We start from the raw sequence: 18,870 nt of genomic DNA, 5'->3' as shown, positions 1-18,870 counted from the left end.
CATTAATGCAGTTGATCGCTGACAAGCTTGTAAACACACGCCTATTTACTGTGGGTATAGGTAGTGCACCTAACAGTTACTTTATGAGTGAAGCAGCCAAAATGGGCAAAGGAACCTTTACCTACATTGGGTCGATTGCTCAGGTACAAGAAAAGATGCTTACATTATTAACTAAATTACAGTACCCAGCCTTGACTGATATCGAGTTGCAGTTAAATTCCAGCAGCTTGCAATCGAATAGGCAGTTAGAGTTTTACCCTAACGTTATAAGCGACTTATATAAAGACGAACCGCTGGTGCTGAGCTACCGGCTAACTGCCGGGATAATTGAAGCAGGACACTCTTTAGGCTCTGGCAGTTCTTCAGGCTCTGGCAGTTCTTTAGGCACTAGCAGTTATATAGACTCTGGCAATGACTTGTCAAAAATCAATCTCAGGGCTCAATGTTTTATGGGCTAGAGAAAAAATAAGCCAGTTGACTAGGGATAAGCGCCGCGCGAGTATGCGACCTAGCAGTTCCGTAGCCGAGCAAAATGAATACCAATCTCAGATTACAGAAACAGCTCTTGCACATCATTTAGTCAGTCAGCACACCAGCTTAGTCGCCGTAGATGTAACGCCAACTGGCCCAGCTGACGTTCAATCAAACACTCAAAAAGTAGCAGATCCAGTACCTAAAGGCACCTCAAATCAACTAGTTCAATCATCTGGCAGCCTTCCTCAGACAGCGACTTCAGCACCCATCAAGATAATAACAGGCTTAATTTTAATTGGATTAGCTATATGTATGTACTTACTTACAAGAAGAAAGGTAGTATTTCAAAACTACTATCCCTAGTCATCAGGCATAAAATTATAACCTTGAGTCTGTTGCTGGGTGTTTACCAATTTTCTGGCGGGTTTTATATTTTTGCAAAAGCAGAGTTAGCACAATACCTCATCGCTCATGCTTGGCATAAAAATCTACAGTCTGATAAACAACACAAGCCTTGGCCTTGGGCAGATACTCATCCAGTGGCTGAACTCATCATTAAGGACAAAAGCTGGTATGTGCTGGCTGGTGCCAGTGCTAGAAACTTGGCTTTTGCACCGACCCACATCAGCTCAACACCTGAACCGGGAAAAAAGGTAACAGCGTGATAATAGGTCACCGTGATACACAATTTAATAGCCTAAAAAGACTCAAGAAAGGTGACCTTATCGAAGTAAAGACCCGACACAAGCGTAAACAGTTCAAAGTGACAACGCTGCGTATTGCTTTGAATTTACAGCTAAACTATATTCAAAGTAAAAATTACAACGACACTTTTGATGTTGAACAATCCAGCCTTACCCTAGTTACCTGTTATCCATTTGACAGTGTGTTACCGAACCCAATTCATAGGTTTATGGTGCGAGCAACTGCGACGTAATACGAACCTGTCGTCAATTAAAGACATAAATAACCTCTTTTTCTGACGAATATAAAGTAATCTTTATAAACACCATATTTATCAACGTTTTGAAAACATGGAACGGAATTCGCTAAAGGCTTTTTATGGCTAAAGGCTTTTTATAGCTAAAGGCTTTTTCTAAGAGCGTATTAAGCGAGACACTATTTATTAGACACATCACAAGGAATAATAATGACCTTATCAAAAATAACCCTAGCAATGACATTTGCCGCACTAAGCATTGGGCTGAGCGCTTGCACTGACACACAGAAAGAATCGGCACAAGAAGTAGAAGTAGAAACCAAAGAAATGGTAACTACAGCAAAGGAAAAGTCATCAGTGTTATATGGCAAAACTAAAGAGGGTGCATCTAAGCTTGCTGACAGCGCAGCAGATATGGCTGATGATTTAAAAGAAAGCACAACTGAGGCTTATGACGAAGCCAAAGAGAAGGCCGGTGACGCATACGATGCCACAGCTAAAAAGGCCTCTGAAACCATCAATGCGACTAAGGAAAAAGCAGCTGAGTTAAAAACTGATGCAGCTAAAAAATTAAAAGATGCATGCATTGCAACCAAGAAAAAATTGGGGGCAGATCCTGAAGGCTGTTAATATCATAGTCTCTAATTAGAGACAAAATGGCGTATTGCCCTTTTGTCTCTTTAATATATAAAATAAAAGCTAACTCATTCCCATCACCGTTGCACAGACCTAAACTGTATAATCGTGAACTAGGCGTAATGCTAATCACTTCAATAACTGGAAAATATAAGCGATTGCTAAAAATCAGAGTTGTCTGACAATATCCCGTTCTCGACTCAAATCTAAAACAATTCACACATAAGCTTGAATTAAGCATAGTAAACACAATATTATAGCTCCGTTATATGACTCTTCTGTTATTAAAATAAACTACATCTTTACAAATTTTAGTCGCTAGAATTCGATATATAAAGCACACATTTTAAATGCATGAGCATATCCCAATTTCGATTCACACTTTATCTGGCAGTCAATATGAACGCACTGAGTATCAAAGGATTAACTAAAACCTATAAGGGGGGCACCAAAGCCTTAAAAGGCATCGACTTAATAGTAAAGCAAGGCGATTTTTTCGCTTTGCTGGGCCCTAATGGCGCAGGTAAATCAACTGCCATAGGGATCATTAGTTCGCTAGTGAATAAAACTCAAGGTGACGTTGATATCTTTGAATACTCGCTAGCGACTCAACCTATCGAAGCGAAATCTTGTATTGGGCTAGTACCGCAAGAATTTAATTTTAATCAATTCGAACCTTTAATACAGATCATGCTAAACCAAGCAGGTTATTATGGGGTGCCTAAAGATGTCGCTAAACCCAGAGCTGAGAAATATCTTAGGCAACTCGACCTATGGGACAAACGTGACTCACCTGCCAGACAACTTTCTGGTGGCATGAAAAGACGGCTAATGATCGCCAGAGCATTAATGCATGAACCTAGAATACTTATTCTAGATGAACCTACTGCTGGTGTAGATATTGAAATACGCCGCTCTATGTGGTCTTTTTTACAAGAGATTAATCGCCAAGGTGTGACAATTATTCTTACCACCCATTATCTTGAAGAAGCAGAAATGTTATGTCGCAATATCGCCATTATTGATAAAGGTATTATTGTCAAAAACACCAGTATGAAGGCCTTACTTGCCACATTAAACATTGAAACCTTTGTGCTGGATTTATCAAAGAACTTAAGTTCTTTAACTTTAGATGGCTTCGAATACCGTTTAGTTGACGAGCATACTTTAGAAGTGGATGTGCCTAAGGAATCGGGCCTTAACTCCGTTTTTGAACAGTTAACTCAAAAAGAGATACAAGTATTAAGTATGCGCAATAAATCCAATAGATTAGAAGAACTATTCGTTAGAATGGTCGAATCTGGAAAATCCATAAAAGACGTTAACCCAACCAAAAAACAAGCGTTAGGTGTCACTAATGAGTAACCTTAAGCCTAACAGCTCTGAGCCGATAAACAGTCTTGAATCAACAAACAGTCTTGAACCAATAAACAGTCTTGAACCAATAAACAGCCCTGAGCCTATAAAAAACATTACGCTTATGAACAGCCTGAATATGGTGGCCCTAAGAACTATGTGGCGTAAAGAGTGTTTACGTTTTTTAAGAATTTGGATCCAAACTCTGCTTCCACCTGCAATTACCATGTCATTGTACTTTGTGATTTTTGGTAATTTAATCGGTAGCAGAATTGGCAACATGGGCGGTTTTAGCTACATGGAGTTTATTGTACCCGGCTTAATTATGATGGCGGTGATCACGAATGCTTACTCCAATGTTTCCTCTTCTTTTTATAGTGCTAAATATCAACGAAATATTGAGGAGTTATTAGTTGCCCCCGTTTCGAATTGGATAATTATCGCTGGATTCGTTGGTGGAGGTGTAGCTAGGGGCATGCTGGTTGGTATCATTGTTACCATTGTCTCGTTATTTTTTGTAGATATACAGATTCACAATTTGTTAATAATTTTTGTGACGTTACTACTAACAACAATATTATTTTCTACTGCAGGGCTAATAAACGGCATCTTCGCGAATTCATTTGATGATGTGAGTATTGTACCTACCTTTATACTGACACCACTGACTTACTTAGGCGGCGTCTTTTACTCATTAAGTTTATTGCCTGAATTCTGGCAGTGGGTCAGTAAAATCAACCCTATTGTGTATATGGTAAGCGGCTTCAGATTTGGTTTTCTAGGCGAGTCGGATATTAACTTCTATGTCTCGTTGGGCATATTAATAGGATTTAACGTGGTATTACTTGGTTGGGCTTACTCTCTGATCAACCGTGGCGTAGGCATCCGAAGTTAATGCAGCAACAATCACGCACCATCAGTACCAATCAAACGGGTATTCATCAAAATTTGCACAAGGTTGTTACCCGACACCTTGCTTGTGCAAGTCAAAAGCCCCTATCGATACATACTCAAGAAGCCTTTCAAGATGCGATTAGTTGGCTTGGGGATTGGCAGGGAGATCTTATTTTAGACTCTTGTTGTGGTGTAGGTGAAAGCACTGTGAATATTGCTCAAGCACATCCAAATGCGCGAGTAATAGGTATTGATAAATCCGCTTTACGCACAGACAAACACCAATCTTACGCCAGTACTTTACAAAACTATTTGGTATTACGTGCAGATCTGAGTGATTTTTTAAGATTACTTATTCTTTCTGATAAAAAATTAACAAAACACTATTTACTCTATCCCAATCCCTATCCTAAATCGGCCCATTTGCAGCGTCGTTGGTATGCCACATCGGCATTAAGGGATATATTAAAACTGGGTGGAACACTGGAAGTAAGAAGTAATTGGCAGTTATACATACAAGAATTTTCTGCCGCTTTAAATATTGCTGATATCAGTAATCAAATCGGTGTATATCAGAGTGAAAAGGCAATCACACCCTTCGAACGAAAGTACTGGCAAAGTGGACAAAGTAGCTGGCAACTGTTGGCAAAATTATAACTATAGAAATGTATAACGTTTAATCTGCCTTGGCTTTAGGTTGACTAAAATAAAATCCTTGGGCATATCTAATGCCCAGCTGTTTTACCACCTCTAACGTTTCTTGGCGTTCAATTCGTTCAGCTATCACCACAACCTTATTGTCTGCGGCAGCAATGATTAGCCTTTTAACAAAGTTTTCTGTGGCTGCATCGCTTGTTACATTATCAAATAATGTAGCGGATACTTTTATTGCGGATATGGGTAATGAGAGTATTGCCTGCAAATCACACTCTTTCTGATCAAAGTTATCTATCACAATGGTAATACCTAAAGCATCACACGTTTCATAAAATTGACTGAATTCAGCACTTTCTACCAATGCATTTTATGCTGTGATTTCAATAGAAATTCGTTTTGGGTTAAGATAATCCTCAAGTTGTGATTGAAGAAATTTAAGGATGTTTGAGTCAGTCATATCCGACAAACTCAAATTGATATTCCACGCCATGTTAATATCTCTAAAATAATTGGCGCTGCGGCTAAACACGGTTTGAGTCAACTGGGCGACTGATCGTTGCCTTTCAACTAAGAACAAAAAATCTGAAGGTAAATAACTATTTTGACCAGACGTTAAAAGTCGAGCGAGACATTCATAACTCCAAACCACGTTATTCTTCAAATCCATAATAGGCTGAAAAAACGGCACAATGTTATCTAAGTTAAAACTATCAGTTACTTCAGTGACTTGCATACAAATATACTTCTTATTGCGAGTATTTTGAACAATATAACAACACTTTAGTAATTACCAGATTATTACCCATTCCTGTATTTATTGGCTCTTTAATTATGAGTTGTAAGCACCTATTGTTAATAGCAAAAATTAAGGTAAAATACGCAATGTGAAAGTTTTCAGATTAAGGTAATAATAGTGAGCGGAGCTGAGGTTAGTTTAGAGCATTTGTACAAAGTGTTTACTATGCCTGAAGGCAAAGATTCTAAACTTGCACAGATTGAACAACACCTGTCTGATAATCTGTCAGACTTCCTGTCACAACATGTTGTGACTAAGGTGAATTCACTTGAGCAAATTGAAAAAAGTTTCGCAGAGTATGCAGTACCTGAGTCACCTGAGTTCGTGTCAAAGCATGCAGAAGATCTTTTAGATAAATTAGTAGCCAACTCTGTTAATACCTATTCCCCGAGTTTCATTGGTCATATGACCTCCGCATTGCCATATTTTCACCTACCATTAGCGAAGTTATTGGTAGGGTTAAACCAAAATTTAGTAAAAATCGAAACATCTAAAGCGTTCACGCCACTTGAACGGCAAATGCTAGGCATGATGCACGAGTTGGTTTATAAGCAGTCTGGAGATTTTTTACCATACCTATCTACATAGTGCGAACCATGCTTTAGGAGCCTTTTGCTCCGGTGGAACTATTGCCAACATAACGGCTTTGTGGGTCGCAAGAAATAAAGCTCTACCGGCCACCACGCAATTTAAAGGTGTAGCTCAGGAAGGTATGACAGCAGGAATGATGCATTATGGCTATAAAAAAATGGGGATTATTTCATCTAAACGCGGCCACTATTCATTATCTAAAACAGTTGATCTATTAGGCTTAGGTCGACAGCAGATGATTACGATCGACTGCCCTACACAACGTCTATCTCCTGAAAAAGCCTTAGCGGTGGGCAAACAATACCAACAAGATGGTAACAAGATATTATCTATTGTCGGTATCGCAGGCACCACTGAAACAGGACATATTGACCCGTTAGACGAGCTAGCAGATGTAGCAAAAGAACTAGGCTGTCACTTTCATGTGGATGCGGCTTGGGGGGGAGCAACATTGTTTTCTCACGAACACAGAGGCTTGCTTAAAGGTATCGAGAAAGCAGACTCGGTGACTATGGACGCCCATAAGCAGATGTATGTGCCTATGGGAGCTGGCATGGTGCTATTTAAAGACCCGAATGACAGTAACGCTGTTCGCCATCACGCCCAGTACATTCTTCGTGCAGGGTCTAAAGATTTAGGTGCTACCACATTGGAAGGTTCGCGAAATGGTATGGCGATGATGGTATACGCCTCTTTACATATATTTGGCCGCCAAGGTTATGAACTGCTAATTAACCAAAGTATAGAAAAAGCCAAAACGTTTGCTCGTATGATCCAATCACATCCAGACTTTGAACTTATCACGTCTCCCACTTTGTCTCTGTTAACTTACAGAGTGAATCCAGAAGACGTTCAGACAAAAATGAAAACCCAGCCAAAAATCAGTCATGCGTTAAATATGGAATTAGATAATCTGACTGTAAGCGTGCAAAAACAACAAAGAGAGGCAGGCAAGTCATTTGTCTCTCGCACGCGGTTGACCACTGAAAAATACCCTCATCAAGCGATTACCGTATTTAGAGTGGTATTGGCTAATCCGCTAACCACTGAAACCGACTTACAAAATATTCTTGATGAGCAAATAGTCATAGCCAGCGAGACTAAAATGTGGAAAAAACTTTGTTTGAAGCATAAAAAGGCAAGCTAGAGCAACTTGTCTTCATACTAAATTTTTCTACAACCTAATCTGCAAATTATCAATCAATCGGGTTTTCCCTAAAAATGCAGCAGCTAATAGCACCAAATGACGGTCTTCATGTCCTGGCTGTAGCAAGTTTTCAACATTCCGAATTTCAAGATAGTCGGGATTAAACCCTAATTTGGCTAGCTGTAATTTGTATTCTTGAGTTAGCGTTATAAAATCCCTACGACCGGAATTAATTTCAGTGGCTAACTGTTGCATCTTTTTATAAAGAGTAGGCGCTAACTTACGCTCTTTGTCCTTTAAATATTGATTCCTTGAACTCATTGCTAAACCGTCATCATCCCTTGTAGTTGCCACACCAAACACTTTTAGGTTCATTGATAGGTCAGTCACCATAGCCTTGATCACCTGTAATTGCTGAAAATCTTTTTCACCGAAGAAGGCCAAATTAGGTTGCACCATGTTAAATAGTTTGCACACTATCGTTGCCACACCACGAAAATGTCCTGGGCGACTGGCACCACAAATCATATAAGACAAACCAGGTACTTCGACGAAGGTTTGTTGTTCTAACCCTCTGGCATAAATATCGCTAGCCTGAGGCATAAATAGTACATCTACACCTAAATCTTCCAATAAACGGCTATCACTTGCTAACGTTCTAGGATAAGCATCTAAGTCTTCATCAGGGCCAAACTGCATCGGATTGACAAAGATAGACACCACCACAATATCTGCTTGTTTCTTAGCTTCACGCACAAGGTTTAAATGGCCCTGATGCAGATTTCCCATAGTAGGAACAAATGCAATCACCTTAGCGCTATTCTGCCAAGTACGTCTGATTTCACGGAGATCTAAAATTTCACTGATAAGTTGCATAGTGGTAAATTACTTTAATAAAGAGTTACTAGTAAACGCTGAAAAGATACAAGCGCATGTTAATTAAAACTGTGCTCGTCTGAGGGGAAACTCCCATCTTGCACTTCTTGAATATACTGGCTAACAGCCTCACGCATATTGTTAGTTTGCTGCAAATAGTTTTTAGAAAACTTAGGCATGTAATTTGCGCTAATACCAAACATATCGTGCATCACTAATATTTGCCCATCTGTTTGGGCCCCAGCACCAATACCAATAACAGGGATACTCAGGCTTTGAGATATTTTGGCAGCGAGGTCAGATGGAATACACTCCAATACTAATAGCTGTATGCCAGCTTGTTCTAATTCTTTGGCTTGTTCGAGGATCCTTTCAGCTTGTAGGTCGTCGCGGCCCTGTACTTTAAATCCACCAAAAACATGCACCGATTGTGGTGTCAGACCTAGATGGCCACACACAGGAACACTGCGTTCGTTCAACCCTTTTATAGTATCCAATAACCAACTACCGCCTTCTACCTTCACCATGCTTGCTCCTGCACGCATTAGTTGGGCAGCACTTAAGTAAGTTTGTTCTGGGGTGGAGTAGGACATAAAGGGCATGTCAGCTACTACAAAAGCACGTTCAACCCCCTTCCTCACTGATCGGGTATGATAGGCAATATCTTCAAGGCTAACGGTTAATGTATCGTCATCACCTTTTAACACCATACCAAGTGAATCACCAATCAACAAAACATCGATGCCTTGTTCATCAAACAATTTAGCAAAACTTGCATCATAAGCGGTCAAGGCAGTGATTTTAGTACTCTCTTGCTTCATTTTCAGCAAGCTTGAAGTCGTTACTTTTTTCATTAGATATTCTCCAATTTTTGATGTTATCAAAAAATACTATTAAGTGCCTAGATACAGTACATAAGGTAAATGCACTATACGGGTTTTTTTCTGCATTTCTAGATTAGTAACAAATATGTCATTTTAAGGGTGCCATTTTTCGTAAACCATTCAACGGGCATGTGAGCAACAGTTCAGATAGTATTTCACCACAGGGTAAGATCAAGTCAGGGGCTATTTCAAACAACGGATAAAGTACAAACTCTCTTTGTTTCATGCCACAGTGGGGAACTTGTAGATATTCTTTATCAATCTGTTGTTTGCCGTATAACAACATATCTAAATCTAGGGTTCTAGGCCCCCATCGGTTAGCGTTGCGTGTGCGACCTTGCTGACTTTCTATTAATTGAGTGTGTTGCAACAGGCTGTCCGCTGAAAGTTTAGTTTCTATAAGAGCAACAGCATTCACATAATCGGGTTGGTCTTGTGGACCCATAGGTTGGCTTCGATACAAGCTTGAACACATAATCAACGCTGTGCTAGGTAACGCAGCTAAGCTACTGCAAGCGGCTTGTATTTGCTTTTCAGGCAGCGCTAAATTGCTGCCTAAGCCAATATAAACTGAAATCATACCTTAGGTTTAGGTTTCTTGCGGTTACGTCTGGGGCGTCTGGGAGGCGCACCTTCCTGTTGACGTAGCACTTCTAACATTGTCTTACGTTGATCTTCGTCTGCTTCTTGGAAAACGGTCCACCAGTCGGCTAACTCTAATAAGTCGCCGCCTTCAATCTGGCCACGCAGCAATAAGAAATCATATGCAGCTCTAAATTTTGGATGCTCAAGCATTTGATAAGCTCTACGACCATAACGCTTAGGCAATCGATTTTGTAACTGCCAGATTTCCCTAATCGGCGTACTAAAGCGTTTGGGGATCATAATGCGCTGAATCTGGCGATGCATCACATCATTTAGCGCCAAATTAAAGGCATCAAAGTGATTCAACCCCCCATCAACCATTAGCTGCTGACAACGCTCTTCTAATGGATACCACATAAATGCCGCAAAAATAAACGCAGGCGTCACTCTTTGACCGGTATTAATGCGATTATCAGTGTTGGTGAGTACTTGCTCCACAAATTGATTTTCACGACTGCCTGGTTGCAACAATAAGGGTGCTAACTGTGGGAAGAGCGGTTCAAATAAATGAAATTCTGACAATAGCTTATAGGTAGCTAACCCTTGTCCCGATAACAATAATTTGAGAATTTCTTCAAATAATCTGGCCGGAGGGATATTTGCCATCAATGGCGCCATACGTTTAATAGGTTCCGCACTTTCCTCGCTGATATGCATATCGAGCTTAGCAGCAAACCTCACAGCTCTAAGCATTCTAACCGGGTCTTCACGATAGCGGGTTTCAGGATCGCCTATCAATGTAATTTTTTATTTTTAATCGCTTCCATACCGCCAGCAAAATCGCTGATCGAATAATCGGCAATGTTGTAATACATAGCGTTGATGGTGAAATCTCTGCGTTCTGCATCTTCTTCAATGCTACCAAATACGTTATCTCGCATTAATTGGCCGTCGTCGCTTTGTTTACTATCTTTCGAATCGCCTTCATCATTATTTTCATGATGACCACGAAAAGTAGCTACCTCAATAACTTCTCGGCCAAACACAATATGCGCCAACCGGAATCTACGCCCAATTAATCGGCAATTACGAAACAGCCCTTTGATCTGTTCTGGTGTAGCATCAGTGGTGACGTCAAAATCTTTGGGTTCTTTACCTAATAATACATCGCGTACACAGCCCCCAACTAAATAAGCTTGATAACCGCTATTGTGCAGGCGATAAAGAACCTTAAGTGCGTTTTCACTCATTGAATCACGAGAAACAGAATGCTCTGCACGAGGAATGACAGTCGCAACAAGTGCAGCGGGCTGGTCTGGTTTTTTTGCGCGCAGAGCGCTCCTGACTTTGTCAATTACGCGAGAAATAATATGCTGTGCTCCTTGTTTGGGCCTGTTGTGCTTCTATCTTTTATGTGTGGCTGATTTAAGCAGAAAAATTCGGCGCTAATCATATACTGTCTGCTTGCCCAATTCTATTATCAATACACTCTGTTTTAGCGGGTATCTTATTCAAGTCCCACTCACAGATAGCCCAATTCAATATATTTTGCACTGATCCCTGTTGCAACTCCTTGCATGGAAATAAACCGAGAAATTCGAGCGCGTTTATTAGGTTAGCACGAACATCATTAGGGTTTATTTTACGGGCATGGTTTTGCTTACTCAATTTTTCACCAGATTTGGTCACGACTACTGGAAAATGTAAAAACTTGGGCACTGGGCTATCAAATGCCTGATACAAGGCAAGTTGAAACAATGTGGCATTTAACAAATCAGCACCTCGTGCCACTTCAGTTATTCCTTGCTGAATATCATCAACTACCACAGCCAACTGATATGCAAACAGATTACCCTTAAGCCTGATAGCAAATTGTTTAGGTATATCAGACTTGGGGAAATCGACTTGTCCTAATAACTCATCATAAAACTGTTGCTGGGTATTATGATGTCTGAATCTTATCGAGCAATTTTCAACATTTAAATTTTGATTAGCACAATGACATAATTGCTCATTCTGAAGGCTAGCTAATTCTAAACGGGTACATTGACAAGAGTAGGTTAAACCTTGCGCAGTTAAGTACTGAATTTTTTCATTGTATAAGTTACTTCTGCTGCTTTGATAAACAGGCTCACCGTCCCAGAACAAGTGGTGCGCTTCTAGACACCGCATGATTGAATCACTGGCACCCGAGACTTGCCTAGTGGGATCAATATCTTCTATTCTAAGTAACCATTGTCCATTTTGGCTCTTTGATCGTAAATAACTACCTAATGCAGTCACCAAAGAACCAAAATGTAAGTTTCCTGATGGAGAGGGTGCAAAACGCCCAACGTAGACATCCTTAGATGTAACGAATTTCATGTGTGAGGATTTCTGTGCAGTAACCATAGAGTGGAAGGTATCACCCCAAGTAGCTGATTAAAGAATTAATAAGCACTTGGGGTAAAAGGCAAAGTTAGCCTTGAAGTTGTTTTTCTTTAATTTCTGCCATGGTTTTGCAATCAATACACATATCTGCTGTAGGTCTTGCTTCTAAACGGCGTACACCAATTTCGATACCACATTCATCACAAAAACCAAAATCATCTTCGTCAATTCGCTTCAGCGTCTTTTCAATTTTTTTGATTAATTTGCGTTCTCTGTCGCGAGTACGTAACTCAAGACTAAATTCTTCTTCTTGTGCTGCACGGTCAACAGGATCAGGAAAGTTAGCTGCCTCATCTTGCATATGGTGCACCGTACGGTCTACTTCTTGACGAAGTTGATCGCGCCAAGCCTTAAGTAATAAACGAAAATGCATCATTTGCTTTTCATTCATGTACTCTTCGCCTTTTTTCTCCTCGTAAGCAGTCAAACCGGCTAGTGCTAATAATCCAAGTGTTTTATTCGTTTTTGCTGTTGGCATGTGCCAATTCTCCTAAACTACGGCAAGAGCTGTTTGTGCATGAGGTTATGTATATCAAAAACCCATAACACAGGCAATTGCTTGCTCTTAACATCTTCCGTTACAGTGAAAACAATTTTCTAGCAGGCAATATGGAGGCCTTGCTGAAAAAATCAACGTCTATATTATGAAAAAAAAGGCAAAGATTGATTTATATAGATTTTTTCTGAGCTAATCTTACAACCGTAACATAAAATTTGTACTCCACTTATCATAGCTTGTTTAAGCTCCTTAGCGTAGTCCGGGTCAATCTGCTTTGCCACTTGCACCGATTGAATCCCTGAATGTTGCACACAAAAAAGCAAAACTGCACGTTTCCCTTGGTTGGCAATTAGACTTAACTCCCGCAGATGTTTTTGCCCACGTATAGTTTTTGCATCAGGAAAGTAACCTACATTATTATCTAATAGAGTGACCGATTTGACTTCAACGTAACAGTCTGCTTTTTCAAAGTCGGTTAGTAAAAAGTCAATTCTGCTGTTTTCTCCACCAAACTTTACTTCCGCCTTCAAGTTTGCATAGCCGACTAACTCAGCTATCTTATTTTCTTGTAGTGCTTCTTTTACTAATATATTGGCTTTGTGAGTATTTATTCCAATCCAATGATGTTTATCAGTTAATACCACTTCCCATGTATACAACAATTTACGTTTTGGGTTAGTACTAGGTGATAACCACACTTTCCAACCGGGCTCTGCACAGCCGGTCATTGCCCCAGTATTAGGGCAATGTGCGATAACTATGGAACCGTCAGTTAACTGCACATCGGCTAGAAAACGCTTATAACGTTTTATCAAAGTGCCTTGAATAAGAGGAGAAGAGAACTGCATGATAGCTTCTTAAAATGATGTTTGGTGGAAGACGTCATGCTATTCTAACTCTCTTTTTTTAGATGGAGTAGTTATGTCTCGTTTATCTGTGTCTATTACCACCCAAGCACCAGCTGATTATTATTCAGCTGGAACGGTATTGTCTGTTAATGGCCAAACTGCGCAAATTCACTTGGTGGATCCTGAAAACAATTTAAGCATTATTCAAAAATCTGCTCGTAGTCTTGATAGCTTAGGTGTGATGCAAGTTGAACTAACAGGAAGCTGGGAAATTGAGCAGCAATGGGCTTTCGCGCAAAGTTTTACCACCACTAAAAAACAACACCATATCCAGTGGTGCGACGATGACAATGCAATTGAGTTATCGCACCGCTATCAAGCGATGATCTTTACTCGCAATATCACCAATGCGACGCCAGAAGATTTATCACCGGAAATACTTGCTAATACGTGTGAAGATTGGCTTACATCAATAGATGAAAAACACATAAGCAGCAAAAGATGGGTCGGCGAAGCACTCAAAGAACAAGGTTGGATGGGAATTTATCATGTGGGTCGCGGCAGCACCCGCCCCCCGTCTTGATTGAGATCGATTATAATCCGACTGGAGATAGTAATGCGCCAATTTCAGCCTGCCTCGTAGGTAAGGGAATTACATTTGATAGCGGTGGCTACAGCATCAAAAGTAGTGAAGGCATGCTCAGCATGAAATGTGATATGGGCGGTGCAGCTACTGTCACTGGCGCGCTTGGCTTAGCTATCCTTCGTGGATTGGATAAGCGAGTTAAATTATTTTTATGTTGTGCAGAAAACCTTATCAGCGGTCACGCTTATAAATTAGGTGATGTGATCACCTATAAAAATGGCACAACTGTTGAGGTAGTTAATACCGATGCCGAGGGCAGACTAGTGTTAGCTGATGGCTTAATGGCAGCCACTGCAACAGGCGCTAAGCTGATTATAGATGCGGCAACGCTTACGGGCGCAGCCATGGTAGCTTTGGGTGAAGAATACAACGCCTTTTTCTCCTTAGACAAAGCATTGCAGCAAAGAGTTTTAGATTACTCAGCCCAAGAGTTTGAGCCATCATGGTGTTTGCCTTTAGAGAAATGGCATCAAAACAAATGCCCTTCTGCTTTTGCTGATACAGCGAATAGCAAATCACAAAAAGGCGGCGGCGGCGGTGGCGCATCAAACGCAGCAGGTTTCTTATCAAGGTTTGTTAATCAAGAAGGTAAAGGTTGGTTACATATCGACCTAGCTGCTGCATACAACGCAGGAGGAACAGTACATTTGCCTGTAGGTGCAACAGCTCAAGGAATTAGAACTATAGCTCGGGCATTACTAGAAGAGTAAACAATATCGAAGGGGCGGTACTTTTTATAACCGCCTTTTAATAACCGCCTTTTCGATATTTAAGACCAGTTACAAGCCACCTAAACGTTTAGCAAGTACCTTATATTTTTCTACCGCATCTTTTGCAAAAAGGGGGTTTCCATCAGGATCTTTATCAGTAGCAGGTAGCAAACTTTCTCTTTCTAGTCTCTCAACTCTTACATCCTGTACACCAAGAAACTCGGCTACGTGCTCGACAGTCACCAGACTCATTGCTCAGTCCTCTTATTTTCTAATGATATTTTGATGACTTATTTGCTGTGCGCAAACTTTGAATTTTGCTGATACAAATTACCATCACTTAATAGGGCTACAAATCTCTATTATAACCGTAATTTATTATTAAATTATCAACCTATTGAAATTAAAACTAATTTTAGGGCATAGGGATGAGATGTTATAAACTAATATAAGTGCAACGTTATGTAAGAGACAAACAATGGACACTTGGTCTGCTGCTATCACCTTATTTTTAATTATGGATCCACTCGGTAATTTGCCCGTGTTTATGTCTGTATTAAAGACCATTGAACCTAAACGCAGAAGAATAGTATTGGCTAGAGAACTTTTATTTTCACTTATTATTATGTTCACTTTCTTGTTTAGTGGACAGGTCGTGTTGGACTTTTTAAATGTTCGCCAAGAAAGTGTCAGTATAGCTGGGGGGATTATTCTTTTTCTGATTGGTCTAAAAATGATATTTCCACAACCAGTAGGCGTGGCAGGATTAGCCTCTGGTGAAGAACCCTTTATTGTGCCATTAGCCATACCTATGATTGCAGGTCCATCTGTATTGGCAGCACTTATATTATTAGCAAACCAAGATCATAGACGTATGTTGGATTGGTCTATGGCTCTGGGAGCAGCATGGTTGGCCTCAGCGACCATTTTAATGCTTTCTAATAAACTACACAGACTGTTAGGTGAAAGAGGACTAATCGCAATAGAAAGACTGATGGGCATGATCCTCATCATGATTTCTATCCAAATGTTATTGGACGGTATAGGAAATTATTATTCATTAGGGTAACTTAGTTGTAGTTACTTATTTGTTGTAGACAAAGTAAGTGTATTAGACACTTAAAAATTGTAGACACTTTGCACCTTTGAGCTTGTATCCCAGCGTGAGCGGCTACGTAAAAATATTAATGAGAGTGATTTTGAATAAAAAACTAAATATATTCCAACAAGTGAGAGAATTAGAAGGTTGGTATGCAGTCGCTTTTTCAGCCACACTTTTAGAACGAATGTTACCTAACTATGTGCTTTTTTGTGAGGCAACAGAGTTTGCCGATCCTGCGCAGTATCGCAATAGTTTAAATGCCATCTGGGAATGGTTAGCTGTGCCCCAAGCCAAAATAAATTTTGCAGCTCAATTAGAGAAAGTAGAAGACGCGGTTCCAGATGCCGTAGATTTTGACAACTATGGTGTCTATCCAGCAATCGACATGGCTATGTCGCTATCAGCTACCATTTTGCTAATCCAAGGCGAAGATCCTCAAGGAGCAGTAGTTGTCAGTAAACTATCACAAGGTGGAGTAGAAGCATTTATCGAAGCAAGTACTGAAGAAGACATCAGCGACCTAGATATTAAACAACACCCGTTAATGCAATGGGAAGTCGAGACTCAACAAGAATTATTAATATTTCTGTCAAAATGTGCAAAAAATGCAGAAAGCTGTAAACAGTTGAAACAACTCGCCACCGCAGAAGGTATGAGTAACATTGGCATAGAAATCTAAACACGGTTGATAGTGATAACGTCAATTGGCGCGTTGATACACTCTGGCCAAAATCTGCGGACTACGCTTTTCTTTAATCAATTGCCAATTTTCAGGTACTGAATAACTGCCCCCTTGCCCTTCACATTCGATGTAAATGACCCCATCGACAGATAACAAAGCATTTTCAGCAATGCGTTGAATCGTCTGAGGAAGTAAGTCCTGATTAAATGGTGGGTCTAAAAAAATCAAATCATATGGCTGATTCAAGTTATTTAAGGTGTCTAATGTGTTGCCTTGAATAATTTGTGCTTGCTGTGAACTTAAGTCTAATAATTGGATATTATCTGCCAATTTTTCCGCTGCGTTTTTATTTAACTCAATAAAAGTACAACTTTTCCCATAACGTGACAAAGCCTCAAATCCCAATCCACCACTACCCGCAAACGCATCTAAACATACCGCATCTAAGGTGTAGGGCATCAACCAACTAAATAACATTTCCTTGTTTTTATCAGTAGTTGGGCGCAGTCCCTGAACATCGAGTACAGACAATTTACGGCCACGAAAACGCCCGCTGATGATCCGTACCGTGCCACCCGATTTTGTGCCCGCTGCTACGCTGCTCTTTGATGAACGTTTTTCGCCTCGCTTCATTTGGTATAGAAATGCTATTATTGAGAAATGATTTAAATAGTTTACCCAATTACCTAGGATTTCTCACCGGAATGTCAAAGTTTTTTAAATGGCTCAAAAAAGATAAACAACAAGAAGAGTCTCCTGTCGATAAAAAAAGCCCTCTTCTAACCTCAGATGAACAGGTGAATTCAGAACCAGAAATAATAAAGAATGACAATTCTACAATAGATGAGTCCAGTGCCAATCCCAATCAAAAATCTCAACCAAAAACAACTGAAACGACACCAGACTCAGAGCAAAAAAGCCATACTGAGCAGGTATCAGAGCCGGTTACAGTAATATTAGAAAACAATCGTTCTCATATAAAACCCAGCACGGTTGAGCTACTTAAAAACAGCCAAGAACCTGTCAGCAGAGAGTCAGATTCAGAAACCAAAGCGCTTGTCACTGAGCCTTTCAATGAAAGTACCTCGGCACTTGAAAACACTTCATTAGCGGATAATCAAGCAACCATAGAAGTCCTAGATAATCCAACTACAGAACAACAAGATGCCGAACATAGCGGTTTTTTTAGTAAATTAAAACGCGGTCTGTCGCGAACTAAAGAAAGTATCGGTAGTGGTATTGTCAGTTTGTTTCGTGGAAAAGCTATTGATGATGAATTATTTGAAGAATTAGAAACACAATTATTAGTAGCTGATGTGGGTATGGACACTACAGCTAAAATCATTAAGCAGTTAACTGAAAGTTCAGACCGTAAACAATTGAAAGACGGCGACGCCTTATATAAATTATTAAAAGAACAAATGGCCGATATATTGAAAAAAGTCGAGTCCCCGTTAACCCTTAAAACGGAGTCTGGTCCATTTGTTATTTTAATGGTTGGTGTAAATGGCGTAGGTAAAACCACTACTATTGGAAAAATGGCTAAACAATTCCAACAGCAAGGTAAGAAGGTTATGCTGGCAGCAGGTGATACCTTTAGAGCTGCAGCGGTTGAACAACTTCAAGTTTGGGGTGAGCGTAATAATATCCCTGTGGTGGCGCAACAAACAGGTTCAGACAGCGCGTCAGTAATTTTTGATGCATTTCAGTCCGCCAAAGCAAAAAATATTGATGTGTTAATTGCAGATACAGCTGGGCGCTTGCAAAACAAAGAACACTTAATGGAAGAACTTAAGAAAGTAGTCCGAGTGATCAAAAAAATTGCACCACAAGCCCCTCACGAAATCATGCTGACCCTAGATGCAGGCACCGGACAAAATGCAATAAGCCAAACTAAATTATTCAATGAAGCAGTAGGCTTAACTGGTATAAGCTTGACCAAATTGGACGGTACCGCAAAAGGTGGAGTGATTTTTGCTATTGCTGACCAATTTGATATTCCTATTCGTTATGTCGGCATAGGCGAAGGCATTGACGATTTGAGACCCTTTAATAGTCAAGATTTTGTAAATGCGTTATTTTCAGAATCTAGCAAACAGCAATAACCAACTAAGCCA

At 40.1% G+C, this 18,870-nt stretch carries 19 protein-coding genes and 4 pseudogenes; 13 read left to right on the top strand and 10 right to left on the bottom strand.

Annotated features, from left to right (window positions below):
- Positions 1 to 5 precede the first annotated feature (5 nt).
- From C427_RS23895 to trmB, 8 genes are all read left to right on the top strand, one after another.
- The gene (locus C427_RS23895; protein ID WP_015430344.1) at positions 6 to 458 is read left to right on the top strand and encodes a vault protein inter-alpha-trypsin; all 453 of its coding nucleotides are present in this window, start codon (positions 6 to 8) and stop codon (positions 456 to 458) included.
- A gap of 43 nt (positions 459 to 501) precedes the next feature.
- A complete protein-coding gene (locus C427_RS02270; protein ID WP_007640445.1) occupies positions 502 to 837 on the top strand; it encodes a hypothetical protein in 336 nt (111 codons plus the stop codon).
- A 23-nt stretch (positions 838 to 860) separates the two neighbouring features.
- Entirely contained in the window at positions 861 to 1,139 is a 279-nt protein-coding gene (locus tag C427_RS02265) for a sortase family protein (protein WP_007640441.1), read from the top strand.
- Entirely contained in the window at positions 1,136 to 1,411 is a 276-nt protein-coding gene (locus tag C427_RS02260; protein WP_007640439.1) for a sortase domain-containing protein, read from the top strand. Before C427_RS02265 ends, C427_RS02260 begins: the two co-directional genes overlap by 4 nt.
- A gap of 213 nt (positions 1,412 to 1,624) precedes the next feature.
- Complete coding sequence (locus C427_RS02255) at positions 1,625 to 2,044, top strand: hypothetical protein (RefSeq protein ID WP_007640437.1); 420 nt, start codon at positions 1,625 to 1,627, stop codon at positions 2,042 to 2,044.
- Positions 2,045 to 2,449: 405 nt separating this feature from the next.
- A complete protein-coding gene (locus tag C427_RS02250) occupies positions 2,450 to 3,415 on the top strand; it encodes an ABC transporter ATP-binding protein (RefSeq protein WP_007640435.1) in 966 nt (321 codons plus the stop codon).
- Positions 3,416 to 3,530: 115 nt separating this feature from the next.
- Positions 3,531 to 4,301, top strand: coding sequence for an ABC transporter permease (locus tag C427_RS02245; RefSeq protein WP_034899838.1), 771 nt, complete (start codon positions 3,531 to 3,533; stop codon positions 4,299 to 4,301).
- Positions 4,301 to 4,957: a tRNA (guanine(46)-N(7))-methyltransferase TrmB gene (gene trmB, locus C427_RS02240; RefSeq protein ID WP_007640429.1), complete on the top strand. Its 657-nt coding sequence runs from the start codon at positions 4,301 to 4,303 to the stop codon at positions 4,955 to 4,957. Before C427_RS02245 ends, trmB begins: the two co-directional genes overlap by 1 nt.
- Positions 4,958 to 4,976: 19 nt before the next feature.
- Here the strand turns inward: trmB and C427_RS26915 are convergent.
- Positions 4,977 to 5,690: pseudogene (locus C427_RS26915) on the bottom strand (EAL domain-containing protein).
- Positions 5,691 to 5,870: 180 nt separating this feature from the next.
- Between C427_RS26915 and panP the strand changes: the two are divergent.
- Positions 5,871 to 7,491 (top strand): annotated as a pseudogene (panP, locus tag C427_RS02230) (pyridoxal-dependent aspartate 1-decarboxylase PanP).
- Between the two features lie 27 nt (positions 7,492 to 7,518).
- Here the strand turns inward: panP and panC are convergent.
- From panC to sfsA, 7 genes and pseudogenes are all read right to left on the bottom strand, one after another.
- Positions 7,519 to 8,367 carry a pantoate--beta-alanine ligase gene (panC, locus tag C427_RS02225; RefSeq protein ID WP_007640423.1) on the bottom strand — a complete coding sequence of 283 codons (849 nt, stop codon included), beginning with the start codon at positions 8,365 to 8,367 and terminating at the stop codon, positions 7,519 to 7,521.
- Between the two features lie 59 nt (positions 8,368 to 8,426).
- Positions 8,427 to 9,221: a 3-methyl-2-oxobutanoate hydroxymethyltransferase gene (panB, locus tag C427_RS02220; protein ID WP_007640422.1), complete on the bottom strand. Its 795-nt coding sequence runs from the start codon at positions 9,219 to 9,221 to the stop codon at positions 8,427 to 8,429.
- A 118-nt stretch (positions 9,222 to 9,339) separates the two neighbouring features.
- Positions 9,340 to 9,831, bottom strand: coding sequence for a 2-amino-4-hydroxy-6-hydroxymethyldihydropteridine diphosphokinase (gene folK / locus C427_RS02215; protein WP_007640421.1), 492 nt, complete (start codon positions 9,829 to 9,831; stop codon positions 9,340 to 9,342).
- Positions 9,828 to 11,122 (bottom strand): annotated as a pseudogene (pcnB, locus tag C427_RS02210) (polynucleotide adenylyltransferase PcnB). The gene folK and the pseudogene pcnB overlap by 4 nt, the downstream one beginning before the upstream one ends.
- Positions 11,123 to 11,285: 163 nt before the next feature.
- Positions 11,286 to 12,200, bottom strand: coding sequence for a tRNA glutamyl-Q(34) synthetase GluQRS (gene gluQRS / locus C427_RS02205; RefSeq protein ID WP_007640413.1), 915 nt, complete (start codon positions 12,198 to 12,200; stop codon positions 11,286 to 11,288).
- 94 nt (positions 12,201 to 12,294) lie between these two features.
- The gene (gene dksA / locus C427_RS02200; protein WP_007640409.1) at positions 12,295 to 12,744 is read right to left on the bottom strand and encodes an RNA polymerase-binding protein DksA; all 450 of its coding nucleotides are present in this window, start codon (positions 12,742 to 12,744) and stop codon (positions 12,295 to 12,297) included.
- A gap of 164 nt (positions 12,745 to 12,908) precedes the next feature.
- Positions 12,909 to 13,613, bottom strand: a complete 705-nt coding sequence (sfsA, locus tag C427_RS02195) for a DNA/RNA nuclease SfsA (RefSeq protein ID WP_007640406.1) — start codon at positions 13,611 to 13,613, stop codon at positions 12,909 to 12,911.
- A gap of 73 nt (positions 13,614 to 13,686) precedes the next feature.
- Between sfsA and pepB the strand changes: the two are divergent.
- Positions 13,687 to 14,969: pseudogene (gene pepB, locus C427_RS02190) on the top strand (aminopeptidase PepB).
- A gap of 69 nt (positions 14,970 to 15,038) precedes the next feature.
- Here pepB and C427_RS02185 read toward each other — a convergent pair.
- The gene (locus C427_RS02185) at positions 15,039 to 15,221 is read right to left on the bottom strand and encodes a hypothetical protein (protein WP_007640402.1); all 183 of its coding nucleotides are present in this window, start codon (positions 15,219 to 15,221) and stop codon (positions 15,039 to 15,041) included.
- Between the two features lie 226 nt (positions 15,222 to 15,447).
- Here C427_RS02185 and C427_RS02180 point away from each other — a divergent pair, with 226 nt between their 5' ends.
- Together C427_RS02180 and C427_RS02175 are read left to right on the top strand one after the other, a co-directional pair.
- Positions 15,448 to 16,038 carry a YhgN family NAAT transporter gene (locus C427_RS02180; RefSeq protein WP_007640400.1) on the top strand — a complete coding sequence of 197 codons (591 nt, stop codon included), beginning with the start codon at positions 15,448 to 15,450 and terminating at the stop codon, positions 16,036 to 16,038.
- Positions 16,039 to 16,156: 118 nt separating this feature from the next.
- Positions 16,157 to 16,750, top strand: coding sequence for a YjaG family protein (locus C427_RS02175; protein ID WP_007640398.1), 594 nt, complete (start codon positions 16,157 to 16,159; stop codon positions 16,748 to 16,750).
- Between the two features lie 21 nt (positions 16,751 to 16,771).
- Here the strand turns inward: C427_RS02175 and rsmD are convergent, their stop codons facing one another.
- The gene (gene rsmD / locus C427_RS02170; protein WP_007640394.1) at positions 16,772 to 17,386 is read right to left on the bottom strand and encodes a 16S rRNA (guanine(966)-N(2))-methyltransferase RsmD; all 615 of its coding nucleotides are present in this window, start codon (positions 17,384 to 17,386) and stop codon (positions 16,772 to 16,774) included.
- 71 nt (positions 17,387 to 17,457) lie between these two features.
- Between rsmD and ftsY the strand changes: the two genes are divergently transcribed.
- Complete coding sequence (gene ftsY, locus C427_RS02165; RefSeq protein ID WP_007640392.1) at positions 17,458 to 18,858, top strand: signal recognition particle-docking protein FtsY; 1,401 nt, start codon at positions 17,458 to 17,460, stop codon at positions 18,856 to 18,858.
- Positions 18,859 to 18,870: the final 12 nt, after the last annotated feature.

This window comes from Paraglaciecola psychrophila 170 (genome assembly GCF_000347635.1).
Taxonomy (GTDB): Bacteria; Pseudomonadota; Gammaproteobacteria; order Enterobacterales; family Alteromonadaceae; genus Paraglaciecola; species Paraglaciecola psychrophila.
This window is presented reverse-complemented; position numbering and strand designations above follow the sequence as displayed.